11 protein-coding genes, 1 tRNA gene and 1 pseudogene are annotated in these 13,738 nt (G+C 34.3%); 10 read left to right on the top strand and 3 right to left on the bottom strand.

The genetic code is table 11. The annotated features are described in order from the left end of the window. Nucleotides 1-523 precede the first annotated feature (523 nt). From thrA to H5J24_RS02205, 6 genes and pseudogenes are all read left to right on the top strand, one after another. Nucleotides 524-2,974: a bifunctional aspartate kinase/homoserine dehydrogenase I gene (thrA, locus tag H5J24_RS02230; protein ID WP_068944595.1), complete on the top strand. Its 2,451-nt coding sequence runs from the start codon at nt 524-526 to the stop codon at nt 2,972-2,974. A gap of 11 nt (nt 2,975-2,985) precedes the next feature. Further along, nucleotides 2,986-3,906: a homoserine kinase gene (locus tag H5J24_RS02225; protein ID WP_068944596.1), complete on the top strand. Its 921-nt coding sequence runs from the start codon at nt 2,986-2,988 to the stop codon at nt 3,904-3,906. Between the two features lie 20 nt (nt 3,907-3,926). After that, a pseudogene (thrC, locus tag H5J24_RS02220) lies at nt 3,927-5,230 on the top strand (threonine synthase). Between the two features lie 4 nt (nt 5,231-5,234). After that, nucleotides 5,235-5,603: a dihydroneopterin aldolase gene (gene folB / locus H5J24_RS02215; protein WP_068944598.1), complete on the top strand. Its 369-nt coding sequence runs from the start codon at nt 5,235-5,237 to the stop codon at nt 5,601-5,603. A 36-nt stretch (nt 5,604-5,639) separates the two neighbouring features. Further along, nucleotides 5,640-7,004, top strand: a complete 1,365-nt coding sequence (locus H5J24_RS02210; RefSeq protein ID WP_068944599.1) for a DUF4403 family protein — start codon at nt 5,640-5,642, stop codon at nt 7,002-7,004. Nucleotides 7,005-7,232: 228 nt separating this feature from the next. Further along, nucleotides 7,233-7,303 (top strand) — tRNA-Cys (locus tag H5J24_RS02205). 155 nt (nt 7,304-7,458) lie between these two features. Here H5J24_RS02205 and H5J24_RS02200 read toward each other — a convergent pair. Next, nucleotides 7,459-8,394: an ISAon1 family transposase gene (locus tag H5J24_RS02200; protein WP_185124671.1), complete on the bottom strand. Its 936-nt coding sequence runs from the start codon at nt 8,392-8,394 to the stop codon at nt 7,459-7,461. Nucleotides 8,395-8,413: 19 nt separating this feature from the next. After that, the gene (locus H5J24_RS02195; RefSeq protein ID WP_068942808.1) at nt 8,414-8,767 is read right to left on the bottom strand and encodes an ISAon1 family transposase N-terminal region protein; all 354 of its coding nucleotides are present in this window, start codon (nt 8,765-8,767) and stop codon (nt 8,414-8,416) included. Between the two features lie 279 nt (nt 8,768-9,046). Between H5J24_RS02195 and H5J24_RS02190 the strand changes: the two genes are divergently transcribed. Both H5J24_RS02190 and H5J24_RS02185 read left to right on the top strand, forming a co-directional pair. Next, nucleotides 9,047-9,364, top strand: coding sequence for a helix-turn-helix domain-containing protein (locus H5J24_RS02190; protein ID WP_068944600.1), 318 nt, complete (start codon nt 9,047-9,049; stop codon nt 9,362-9,364). A 500-nt stretch (nt 9,365-9,864) separates the two neighbouring features. Continuing rightward, the gene (locus tag H5J24_RS02185; RefSeq protein WP_082811277.1) at nt 9,865-10,155 is read left to right on the top strand and encodes a hypothetical protein; all 291 of its coding nucleotides are present in this window, start codon (nt 9,865-9,867) and stop codon (nt 10,153-10,155) included. A gap of 550 nt (nt 10,156-10,705) precedes the next feature. Here the strand turns inward: H5J24_RS02185 and H5J24_RS02180 are convergent. Next, nucleotides 10,706-11,152 carry a hypothetical protein gene (locus H5J24_RS02180; protein WP_068944601.1) on the bottom strand — a complete coding sequence of 149 codons (447 nt, stop codon included), beginning with the start codon at nt 11,150-11,152 and terminating at the stop codon, nt 10,706-10,708. Between the two features lie 314 nt (nt 11,153-11,466). Between H5J24_RS02180 and H5J24_RS02175 the strand changes: the two genes are divergently transcribed. Next, on the top strand, nt 11,467-12,024 hold the full coding sequence (locus tag H5J24_RS02175) for a YMGG-like glycine zipper-containing protein (RefSeq protein ID WP_068944602.1): 558 nt from the start codon (nt 11,467-11,469) through the stop codon (nt 12,022-12,024). 52 nt (nt 12,025-12,076) lie between these two features. Then, nucleotides 12,077-13,711: an LIC_10190 family membrane protein gene (locus H5J24_RS02170; protein ID WP_068944603.1), complete on the top strand. Its 1,635-nt coding sequence runs from the start codon at nt 12,077-12,079 to the stop codon at nt 13,709-13,711. Nucleotides 13,712-13,738 lie beyond the last annotated feature (27 nt).

The following is a 13,738-nucleotide window of genomic DNA, read 5'->3' as shown; positions in this document are numbered from 1 at the left end:
ACAATAAGTAATAAAAATAAACATTTATTGTTAACTATTTATTATTTTCAAACAAATTATATTAAGAAAAGAAACAGTGAAAATTTTGCGTTTTTTTCTGAACATATATATTTATTATTTTAACACAATACCGGTCTGTAGAGCATGCAACATCCGCCAAAACCATTGCTTTACAACATACTGGTAAAAGATAGTAATCTTCGCATGATCTTAGCTGACCGAAACCATAAGGCCCAACTGGACAATACTCATAACCTAAAAAAAGAAATACATTTATTTTCTAATAAAATTTGTCATCCCGGAATAATTTGTACATTTGTGAGATAATAATGAATTTTTTAAGAAACATATCTGATATTTCTATCCTGAAGTCACCTATTTCAGGAGTATCTTCTGTTTCTACATTCACAACTACAACAACGACCCCATAAAGGGGTAAATTTTCACATATTATTTCCGGTACCCTTTACTCTTTTTTCAAAGAGTAAACCTTTTACTTTTTCTAATCTCAAATAAATAATAGATGAAAATCTTAAAATTCGGCGGAACATCAGTCGCCAATGCCCAGAATATATTGCTTGTAGAAAACATTATAAAACAAGAATCTTCAAAAGACAATATTGTAGTAATTGTATCAGCACTTCACGGTGTAACTGATCTTCTTATTAATGCCGCAGAATATGCTTCTGTTAAAAATGAAGATTACCTCCTGCTGCTTAAAAATGCAGAAGAAAAACATCTTAATCTCGTCAAAGAACTTATTCCTGTTTTAGAGCAAAGTGCTTTGCTAAGTTTTGTAAAAAAACATTTCAATGATCTGGAGGATCTCTACAACGGAGTTTTTGTTCTTGGTGAGCTTACTCCTAGAATCAAAGATAAAATTGCCTCTTATGGTGAGTTTCTGTCTTCCAACATTATTGCAGCAAGACTTCAGCATGAAGAATTAGATTGTTTATGGATGAATGTTTCGGAACTCATCAAAACTGACAGCAATTTCACCCATGCAAAAGTGAATTTCAATAGTACTGAAAACAATATTAAAAATTATTTCAACAATCATCAAAACCGTATTCTGATAGGCCCTGGCTTCATAGCTAGTGACGAAAAAGATCATACTACAACATTAGGACGTGGCGGCTCAGATTACACTGCTGCTATTATTGCTGCTGCCATTCACGCTGAAGAACTTCAGATATGGACCGATGTAAGCGGAATGATGACTGCAGATCCCCGCCTGGCCTCACACGCTAAACCTATTGCTGAAATTTCCTATCATGAAGCGATGGAACTTTCTCATTTTGGGGCAAAAGTTATTTATCCACCATCAATTCAACCCGTGATGGTCAAAAATATTAACCTTAAAATTAAAAATACTTTTGATCCAAAGGCAAAAGGAACATTGGTTTCCCATAATCTGAATACTTCCGAAAACGAAAAACACCAGATTGCAGTAGGAGTTTCAAATATGGATAATATTGCTCTGCTTACTCTGGAAGGCAGCGGAATGGTAGGAATTCCCGGTATTTCTGCAAAACTTTTCCAATGCCTGAGTCAGGAAAAAATAAATGTTATTCTTATTACCCAGGGTTCTTCCGAGCATTCCATCACCATAGCAATTCATGAAAAAGATATGTCAGCAGCTGAAAATGCAATCAATGTATCCTTTGCAGATGATATTAATTTAAAAAGAGTAGCTCCGGTCAATATTGAAACAGGGCTATCCATTGTAGCATTGGTAGGAGAAAACATGAAAAGCAGAAGTGGTGTGAGCGCCAAAATGTTTGGATGTCTGGGGAATAACGGAATCAATATCAGAACCATTGCACAAGGCTCCTCAGAGAGAAACATCAGTGTTGTAATTGCTGAAAAAGATGCTAAAAAAGCAGTCAATGTTCTGCATGAAGAGTTCTTTGAGTCTGAAATAAAGCAGATTCACCTTTACCTCTGCGGAACAGGAAATGTAGGGACCAAACTTATCCAGCAAATCTTTAATCAGAATCAATATCTGAAGGAAAACCATTTCATCAATTTAAGAATTGCAGGTCTTTCCAACAGCCGCAAAATAATCTTTGCTGAGAAAGGAATTTCCGAAGAAGAATATATCAACTGGAATGAGTCAGGAATTGAAGCCTCAGCACAAAGATTTGCCGAAGAAATCATATCCCGTAATCTAAGAAATTCAGTTTTTGTAGATATTACAGCAAGCTCAGAAGTTCCTGAAGTCTATGAAAGTCTGTTGAAAAGAAGCATCAATATTGTTGCCTGTAATAAAATTGCTGCTTCTTCAGATTTTGAAAAATATACAATATTGAAAAATACTGCAAGAAATCACAACTGCTGCTTTCACTTTGAAACCAATGTAGGAGCCGGACTTCCGGTAATAGGGACTATTAATGACCTCATCAAAAGTGGTGATCAAATAACATCCATTGAAGCAGTGCTCAGCGGAACATTAAACTTTGTATTCAATACTTATAACGGAAGCAAAACCTTTTCCGAAGTGGTAGCCCAGGCACAGAAAGAAGGATATACAGAGCCCGATCCAAGACTTGACCTTTCCGGGACAGATGTAGCCAGAAAAATATTAATCCTCGCCAGAGAAGCCGGGTATCCGCTTCAGTTTGAAGAGATTGAAAACATAGGTTTCTTACCGGAAGCCTGTATGGAAGGTAGTGTAGACCATTTCTATGAAAAGCTTACAGAATATGAAGATCACTTTAAATCTTTATTTGACAATGCTCAAAAAGAAGGAAAAATCCTGAAATATACTGCTGAATTTAAAGATGGAAAAGCTAAAGTAGGCTTACAGCATGTGGCTCCGGGAAGTGATTTATTTCACTTATATGGAAAAGATAATATTGTCATTTTTAAAACCTTAAGATATTCTGAGCAGCCATTGGTCATCAAAGGAGCTGGTGCAGGAGCAGAAGTAACAGCCAGTGGGATTTTCGCAGACATCATCCGTTCAGTTTAAAAACAAAAAAAATGAAAAAAGTAAAATTAAAAATTCCGGCTACTGTAGCCAATCTCGTATGTGGATTTGATATTCTGGGGATGGCAGTATACGAACCTTATGATGAAATGGAAATCCGCTTATTGGAGACATCAGAAATCATTATTAAACATCAAGATTCTTTTGGACTTCCCGAAGAACCTTCTAAAAATGTTGCAGGTGTTGTCCTTTTAAACATTCAGGAACATTATAACTTAAAAAATGGCTTTGAAGTTATTATTCATAAACATATAAAACCTGGAAGCGGGCTCGGCTCCAGCGCGGCTAGCGCCGCTGGAGCTGCCTTAGGAGCCAATATCGTATTAGGAAATATCATGTCAAAAGATGAAATGGTACATTTTGCCATGTTTGGAGAAGAACTCGCCTCAGGAGTTCGCCATGCCGATAATATTGCTCCATGCATCTATGGTGGAATTACTTTGGTGAAATCTACAGCTCCCATTGATATTATTCCATTGAATGCTCCTGATTTATTTGTGGCTGCCGTACATCCTCAGGTTGAGGTCAAAACTTCAGATTCGAGGCAGATCCTAAAGAAAAACATCACCTTAAAAAGTGCTGTAGAACAATGGGGAAACATTGCCGGGCTGGTAGCTGGTATTCAGAAAAATGATTTCCCGCTGATTGGCAGAAGCCTGAATGACATAATCATAGAACCTGTACGAAGTATTTTAATCCCTAGATTTGATGAAATTAAATCAAAAAGTCTGCAGCTTGGAGCTTTGGGAGGGGGAATTTCAGGATCAGGACCATCTATTTTCATGCTGGCAGAAAAAAAGGAAACCGCAGAAAAAATTGCTGACATGATGAAAGCTGTATACGATGAAATCAATATAGATAACTTCGTATATGTCTCCAAAATAAATCCGGTAGGAATTGAAATTATTAAATAACAAAACTAGATTAAGAACAAATGAAATATTATAATTTAAAAGACTATCAGGAAAGTGTTGATTTCAGAGCTGCTACTATAAAAGGACAAGGTAAAGAAAAAGGGTTGTTTTTCCCTGAAACTATTCCATCATTTGATCAAGAGTTTATTCAAAATCTTTCTCAATATTCGGATGAAGAAATTGCTTATCAATGTATGAAAGACTTTATCGGAGATGAAATTCCTCCAGAAGTACTTCAGAAGATTGTTACAGAAACCATCAGTTTTGAAATTCCTTTGAAAAAAATAAATGACAACATTTCAGTATTGGAACTTTTTCATGGCCCGACTCTGGCATTCAAAGACGTTGGTGCGGGATTTATGAGCAGGTGTCTGTCTTATTTTTTAGAAAATCAGCAAAAAAAGTTACTGTTTTAGTGGCAACATCAGGAGATACTGGTGGCGCTGTTGCCCATGGATTTTACGACTTACCGGGTATTGATGTTGTGATCCTATATCCCAAAGGCAGAGTAAGTCCGGTTCAGGAAAAACAACTTACGGCATTAGGAAAAAATATTTATGCATTAGAAGTTAATGGCAGTTTTGATGATTGTCAAAATCTCGTCAAACAAGCCTTTTCCAATGATGAAATCAGTAAGCAACTATTTCTGACATCTGCCAATTCTATCAATGTTGCCAGATGGCTTCCACAACAGATCTATTATCTGCTTGCTTTAAAACAATGGCAGCAGACAGAAAACAAAGCTCCGGTAATCTGTGTTCCAAGTGGAAATTTCGGGAATATATGTGCAGGTATTTTAGCACACCTTCGAGGCCTTCCAGCAGAACATTTTATTGCTGCCTGCAATGCTAATGATGTAGTCCCTGAATATTTAAAAACTAAAAAATTTAATCCAAAAAAGGCAGTAGCCACTTTATCTAATGCTATGGATGTAGGAGATCCCAGCAATTTTGTTAGAATTCTAGAGCTTTTCAGTAATGAATTTGATCTTTTAAAAAATAAAATTTCCGGATATTCTGTAGATGACAAAAAGACTATACAAACGATTACAGAAGTTTATAACAGAGACCATTATATTTTGGAACCTCACAGTGCTGTAGCATTTGCTGTTCTGGAAGAATATCTTAAAGAAAATCCTGGTAAAAAAGGATTCATTCTGGGAACAGCACATCCTGTGAAATTTCCTGATGCAGTAGAAAGTGCTATTCAGGCAAAAATTGAAATTCCTCAATCATTAAATGACCTGATGAAAAAGAAGAAAAAAACTGTTGAAATAAATTCTGATTTTGAAGAATTAAGACGATTTTTGCTTAATAAAAAATAAAGCAATGAGTAAGATATATCTTGAAGATGTAAAAATATATGCCTACCACGGAGTTTTACCCGAAGAAAATACTATTGGTACTTATTATATTTTAAATGCAGAACTTCATACCGATTTGTGGAAGGCCGCTGAATCCGATGACCTGAATGATACTATTAGCTATGCAGATATTAACGATATTATTCATCAGGAAATGAAGATCAAATCTAAGCTTCTGGAGCATGTTGCAGGGAGAATTATTTTGAAAATACATGACAATTTTCCGCAAATCGACTATATCAAGCTTAAACTCACCAAAACAGCACCACCTATGCAGGGGGAAATGAAAGGAGCAAGCATCGAACTGGAAAAAAGCTTTAAACCAGAAAATTAAAATTCTTATTTTTATTTCATTAAAAAAAATACAAAATTGAAATTCGTTAAAATATTATTTTTAGGAATATGTATCAATGTTTTCGGTCAGACAGGCGTTGATAATCAATTGGCCAGTTACAACTTTCCAAAGATTAAATCCAGCATTACCATGCCGGTAACCATCCCGCTTTCAGAGCTTAGTAATATGGTGAATGCCTCTGTAAAAGATCTCATCTACCAGGATGATTCTTATACTGATAACAATAATGACCAGTTTAAAGTAAAAGTCTGGAAAACCAGACCTATCCGTTTGGTAGGAGGAACCAGCCAAAACCTTTTGATTGAAGTTCCATTGAAGATCTGGGCAGAGAAAGGAATTGGAACCCTTGGAGTTTATTCTTACCAGAATACTACTTTTGAAACGGTAATGTCTTTTAATACAACCGTTACTTTTAAAAACAACTGGACTATTACGACAAGCACTCAGCCGAATGGATTCCGATGGGTAACCAAACCAGTACTGGATTATGGAAGAATACAAATCCCGATCACTCCTATCGTTGAGAAAAGCTTAAGAGAACAGCAGGAAAAATTCTGTAAAACTATCGATCAGCAAATGGCTACCCAGCTGAATTTCCAGCAATATGCTGTTATGGCCTGGAATACTTTTGCACAGCCATTCAATATTTCAGAAGAATACAATACCTGGTTGAAGGTAAGCCCGGTAGGTGTTAATATCACTCCTTTAAAATTCTATGGAAATCAAATCAATGCTACCCTTGGAATTGATATTTTCTCAGAAACATTTACAGGAAATAAACCTTCTGCATCTCCAACAGTAACCTCTGCAAGTAATTTCAACTTCTCCCCTACTGTTGCAGATAAATTTGTACTACAGACGACCGCTAATATTCCTTTTACGGAAGCCAGCAATATGGCCAGAAAAACTTTTTTGAATAAAGAATTTGATATCAGAGATTCCAAAGTAAAGGTAACAGACATCAGAGTATATGGGGTGGACAATAGAATTGTCATCGAAGCACTGACAGATGGCTATATTAAAGGAACTGCTGTTATTTCGGGAATTCCTGTGTATGATGAAATCAAAAGAAAGATTGTACTATCTGATACAAAGTTCAAGCTTAAGACCATGAATATTCTTCAAAAAACAGCATCTCTCCTATTTCAGGGGAAAATTGTGAAGATGATTGAAGAGGAATATGGAATTCCAACCCAGGAATTGGAGGAAACATCCAGAAAGAGTATTGAAGAGGCATTCAATAAAGAATATTATAAAGGATTAAAGATGAGTGGAAAGGTATTTAACCTGAAACCAAGCAAAATCTTGCTTAACAGCACAGGAATTACAGCTGTTATTGATACGAATGCCACCTTAAAGCTACTTGTGAACGGATTCTAAAACTAAAAAAATCTTACCGCCCAATATCTTTTTAATATCCTATTTTCTCCAAACGTAATGTATTCACAACAATAAGAAGAAAAATAGAATAATAAACACTAAAAATTATAAGTCTGAAATACAGACTAAAAGCAAAATTGACAGCCTGAAAAGCAAAGAAATTTCATAAAAACTTTGGTTTATATAGAAATTTAGCTATATTTGCACACCTCAAAAATGGTAAGACATGGTACTTTGGCCGAGCGGCTAGGCAGTGGTCTGCAACACCATCTACAGCGGTTCGAATCCGCTAGGTACCTCTTTAAAACCTCTAAATTTTATTTAGAGGTTTTTTTATGCATTTATAGCAATTATCTATAAGCTTAGAAAAGACAGTTCATAAACGATATAATTATCCTGTTGCTTAGAAGTCAAGAAAATGACTTATATTGGATCAGGTACAAAAGTTGGGGGGCTAAGCAAAAAGTTTGGTTAATCTGAAAAGAAAGAAAGTTTTGTCTTTCACACCCCTAAGCTGTAATCTAAAGTTTTTGATCTTCGCATTAAAAGATTCAGCAGAAGCATTAGTGCTTCTTTTATCAAAGAAGTTTAAAATATCTCTGTAATGATTCATTACTGTTTTTCTTAAGATAGAAAACGATTTAAATCCAGCTTCTTCAACGTTTTTGAACCAATGCGCCAGCTTAGTCATCGCAATAGATTTTGAAATATTCTGATTATAAATTTTTCTAAGTTTATCCGTTAACTGATAAGCTTGTTCCAGATCAGGATATTCAGCAAAAAGGATACAAGCTCTCTGCCTTTGGGATAAAGTCCATTTTTCCCGGCTTTTATAAAGCAGGTATTTGCTTCTTGCCAGAAGTTGTTTCCGGGTATCTCCGTTTTCAAAGACTTGCCTTTCAGGATATTGCTCTTCAAAAGAATTTTCCATTTCAATAGCTTCCCAACGATATTTGATCCTGATTTCCTGCAGAGCTTCTATCGCTAGCTTTTGAACATGAAAACGGTCTACCACCAGGCAGGCATTGGGAAAGCATCTTTTCGCAATACGCTTCATTGAACCGGCCATATCCAAAGTAATCTCTTTTACCATCATCCGAAGCCTTCTGTTGATTTTCAAAAGATGCTCTATGATAAAATCACTCTGAGTACCTTTTATAATAGCCACAATACTACCTTTTTGTCCTTTTGCTTTCTTAGAGGTAAGGACTGTATAAAGTTCTCCATCAGATAAAGCCACTTCATCTAAAGATAAAGAATCTGAAAGATTGTCAGGATAAACAACCCACTGATCTGCATGATCTCTGTATTTCCAGTCTTTGTATTGGCTGAGTGTATTTTTATATTGTCTTTGAAAAGTCTTTGCCTTAACTCCAAAGAACTCTGCGATGACCTTCAGGGGAAGAGCTTTAGTATCGGCTAATTTTTTTTAAGAAACCCGCAAAGTCTTTAGTCATGCGGGTGCCTTTCGATACAAGCTGCCAATCTCTTTGAAGGATTTCTCCTGATGACCTATCGGTCCATCTTCTTCTTTTCACATGGAGTTTTACGATTTTACCCCTTAATGGATAATCATCAACAATAATCTCAGCGAGAAAACCCTTTGATTCCAACTGCCTTTCTTTAAATTCTTGTGGAATACTGTTTTTTTCTTCAAAATAGATATGAAGTTCACCATTATGTTCTTCTGCTTTGAGGATATCAAAGTTTTCAACTAAAAATTCTGGAAGTAGTAATTTAAGAAGTTCCTGATCGCTTAACATAATTCAAAGATACACCAACTTAACATTCCCCCCAACTTTTGAGACTGATCCCTTATATTCATTCCACCTTAAGACTGTATTGCGTTTCCATTAAAAATTACCCGATTCAAACAATTTATTGTTTCCAAAAATTTTGAAGGGGTCAAACAACTCAATCTATACATTCAATTCAAATAAAGAAAGGATATCATCCCTGCCCTTTCTGCCTATTTCAGCTCTTTACGGAAATCCATAAGCCACAGAACACACTTTTCCTCAAATTTGTACAAAGCCTATCCCATGAAAAAAGCAAAACTACGAGCCATAAGAAAGCAAAAAGGCTATTCTCAACAACAGATTGCAGATATCATTCCTACTGAAGTTTCCAATTACAGCAGAAAAGAAAACGGCTATATAAAAATCACAAAAAATGAATGGGAAAAGATCGCCCTATTCTTTAATGTTCCGGTAGAAGAAATTTATGAAGCAGATTATCCTACTTATACATCTCATGAAATCTCTGGGGAAAATATCCATGCTTATATCTCCCAATTAGAAAAAGAAAATATAGCACTGCTGGAAAAAATTGAAATATTGAAAAACATTATTAATCATTAAAATTTTTCCTAACGAATCTCAATGTTAAAAAGAATGTGTTTTTTAATGAAACAAGCTCTTCCATTCAGGAGGAGTCTGCTAAATAATGCAAAAGTGATGATGGATAGAAATTTATCTTACCAAATATAAATGAACCTGAATACTCCAATTCTGAGTACTGTCATATAAGAACAAAAAAAATCCTCGGAAATTCCGAGGATAAAAACTAATAACCATGAAAACTCAAATTAAACATGAGTTGCATTGGTATATTGAAAAATCGTGCCAAGAATTACTTTTTTTGAAAAAAAATTAAAATTTTACTCATAAACAGAGAAAATTAAATTAAAAAATTATCACCCAAAACAGATTGAACTTTAAATATATACAAATAATAACTCTACTAAACACTATAACACAATTATCAAACCTCCCAATGATTAACAAATCAATAATTCAAAAAAACTTTAAAATAAGCGGGGGAAAAATTTCTTCAAAATACAACAGACATCAATGAAGACATGGAAAATTACAAATTGGCACAATTTATTTTATTATTTAACATAATCTTAAAATTCAACATCAGGTCACAAAGACAATTTAATAAAACAGATTTTGCTCAAAATGATCAAAGACAATATCATATTGAATTTAAAATGAGTGAAATAGCAGAAGGAACAAACCTTATTGTAGAGAAACGGGATGAAAAAGGCGAATATGAAATGGTACAGGCTCACGTCAGAAAATTAAATAACCGCATACTTGTTGTTTGGGATCATCCTTTTAATGACAGAATTATTTTCGATGAATAGGAATAAATAAACTATGAATTTTTACAATCAAAAAGCCTCCGGGTGGAGGCCTAAAAAAACACAAATGATGAAAAAAATTTTATATCAGAAATAAAAATTAATCTTTTAGTTCTTAATCAAAAATAAGTCTTACTTTTTATCTGTTTTATGAGCCCAGTCATAAAAATTCTTACACATTACTTTCCCCTTCTCTGATACATTTTTTTCTTCCTCTATGCTTACCATAAAATAAAAGTTCCTCTAAAAAACGAGGAACTTTTCATCATAAAGATATATGGAATAGAAAATGTTTATTTAAAGATACCTCCTCTACCCAAAAAAATATATGAGTATAGCTATAAACCCTGTAAAAAATAAAAGGCCTCCATGCGGAGGCCTAAAAAACACAAATGATGAAAAAAATCTATTCAGAAAAATCCAAACAGAATATCATGTAAACTGTTGTTATACCATTCCAGCATATTCAACAGCGATTAATTACTGTATATCGATTAAAAAATCCTCATTCGAGGATTGGTAAATGTAGATAAATATTTTGTCTTTCACAAAGTTATTCTTCCCATGTGATCGGAACATATATTGTAATGTATCCGTCATCATCTATATTTTCATCTGATACAGTAGCAATTACTGTTCCATAACCTACCCAGCCTCCTTGGCCCTGGATTCCTGAAAATTCATAAGTCCCTGCCGGAAGATCTTCCTCAGAATACTGTGGAAGCGCACGGTAATTATATTGCCCAGTAAAATACTCGTTTCCTGTGGCAGTATTTTTGGCAACAAAACCTCCCAGATCAAATCCTGAACCTGAAAGCATTTTCGTTCCATTCATAGAGATCAATCCGTAACGTACCGGATAAGTCTTTGTCTTTGTATCCTTCACAGATACTTCTGTACGAGCTTTAGACGGAGATTCCACAACATCAGTGGAAGAAAACGAAGTAGTAACAGCCAGTAATCCTACTACAGCTGATACTGTAAAAATTGATTTTTTCATATTGAAAGTAATTTAGTTCCTCAAAAATAGGCATCTAAAATTAATTCAACAAAAGTTATGGATTAACTATATTTTACGAATTCTTTCTCATAAAAATCTCCTGTCAGCAATAGAGAGCTATGATTAAGTTCATCACAAACCTTATGCCTAAATTTTCCAGATCCTCTCTAATATCCTGATATGAATCAAAATTTAGAATTATTTTAATTCTTTCGTTATCAACTTTAACACTCTTTAACTAAAACTTGGCTTCATAATTGAAAATAAAAATAAATCTGGAGCCGTTTTGGCTTAAGCTTATTAAAATTTGAATTATGAGAAAGATAGTATTAGCAGGTTTTTTATCCGTTTTCTTATTAACGGCCTGCAAGAAGGATGACAGAGTTGCTGAGAAATCACTGGAAGAGCAAAAACTTGAATTCCAGGCTAAACAACTTGAAATAGAAAAACAAAAGCTGGCTATTGAAAAAGAAAAGCTGGTATATGAAGCTCAGAAAAAAGCTGACAGTATTTCTGAAACTAAAAAAGCAAAAGCTACCGCTGAAAATAATTCAAAACCAAGAGTTATAAAGGAAACAAGAACAGTATACCGTGATAGAAGCTCTAATTCTAATTCAGGAGGCGGAAGCAACGGTGGATATGCAGACAACGGAAGCAGTGCATCACAAGGGACCACTCAGAAAAAAGGGATGAGTAAAGCAGCCAAAGGAACCATTATAGGAACTGTAGGAGGAGCTGCCGCAGGAGCAATCATTGCTAAGAAAAACAGAGGTCTTGGAGCTGTAATCGGAGGTGTTGTAGGAGGAGCTACAGGCTATACCATCGGTAGATCACAGGATAGAAAAGACGGAAGGGTACAACCAAGGAGATAATTTTTTTCACCATAAAATATAAAGATTGCTTATTTTTAGGCAATCTTTTTTTATGATATTGATTCTCTGTTCCACTATTTTTCTTCTACCAGTCTTATCAGGGCTTGGGAAAATCATGGAACAACTTTGTGGAATCGTATTCCAGGGACTCTCCGGAAAAATGCTTTCGGGAATCATGGGAATAAGTCTTGTATGGACTTTCCTTTCTTTTCTTATCCCTTTGAATATTTATGTTGAAATCCCAACTCTTTTACTGGGTTTGCTTTACTTTTTTAAAGACAAACTATATCTGGAATTTTATAATTTTTCAAAAAAAGATTTCTTTTTAACCGCATTTATTTCCAGTATTATACTATTTACCGGAGCTTTTTATCCTTATATATTAGATCATTTCGGATATTATGTTCCCACTATTAAATGGCTTACAGAGTATGGACTCATTAAAGGAATTTCCAATCTGGATCTTACTTTAGGCCAAATGTCTATCTGGCATATTTTTCAGGCAGGATTTTCTAATTTTTCGGACCCTTTTCTAAGAATCAATTCTATCCTTCTGGTTATTTATACCATTTATAGTATTGAAAAGAAAAACTGGATGCATCTCTGCTTCATCCCTATTTTATTACTTTTTTCACAATCACCAAGCCCGGATCTTCCGGTGATTATTCTTTCTTTAATTATTTTAAATGAAATGATATCCGGAAATAAAAACATCAGTTTGCTCTTTGCCTTTTCTGCTTTTGTTTTTGCCATAAAACCAACCATGATCTGGCTTCCTCTTTTTGTTTTTCTTTGTCATATTTTCATTTTTAAATCAAACTTTAAAGGTCTTCTTTTAGGAGTGTGCATCTTATTTCTGTTCTGTATTAAAAATATCTGGACATTCGGATATCCGATATTTCCAGTATCTATTGGAGACTTTGGCTTCAGTTGGAAACCCAATCCCGAAATACTGAAAACTTCTTCACAATATGCGATATTGAAAACCTATGACATGCAGTACTCATACGAAGAAATCCAAAATTTCTCCACATGGGATCATATAAAGAACTGGTTTTTATTGAAAGGCATCAAATCAAAAATTAATATTCTTTTCATATTTAGCTTAGTCATCTTTTCAGTATTTGCTTTGATTAAAAAAAATAAATTTATTACTCTGATCTGTATCTCTTTGTTGATAAAAAGTATATTGGTACTGAGTTTTTCTGCTCAATACAGATTTTTCCTTGATGCATTTTTTGTTATCATCTTCGTTCTTTTCTATGAATACTGGAATAAAAGAAAATCTATTGCTGTTTTTTCTGTACTCAGCTTATTTTTTATTTCGCTATTATCTTTTCCCGGTCTTATTCAACAGTATATTCCAAGCTTTCAACTAGGAAATTTCATGGCCGGATTTGAAAAGGAACAGCTTTATCAACCATGCGTTTATCAATATCAGCAATTCAACACTTTTCAGATTGGAAATTTAAAATTTAATGTTTCCAGAAAATACCCTTACAACTTTGAAACACCTCTTCCTGCGATCTCAGAAAGTTTTATCTTTGATGATATAAAAGCCGGAATTTTCCCTCAGCTCATTGACAAAAACGACATTTCTAAAGGATTCATCTGGAAAACAATCACTTCCGAAGAAAAAAAAGAAGCAAAAGCAGCTATCAACACCATCGAAAATATTTATAAATAGAACCAATACTGAAACTTTATTATCTGA

The organism is Chryseobacterium capnotolerans, assembly GCF_021278965.1.
Taxonomy (GTDB): domain Bacteria; phylum Bacteroidota; class Bacteroidia; order Flavobacteriales; family Weeksellaceae; genus Chryseobacterium; species Chryseobacterium capnotolerans.
This window is presented reverse-complemented; position numbering and strand designations above follow the sequence as displayed.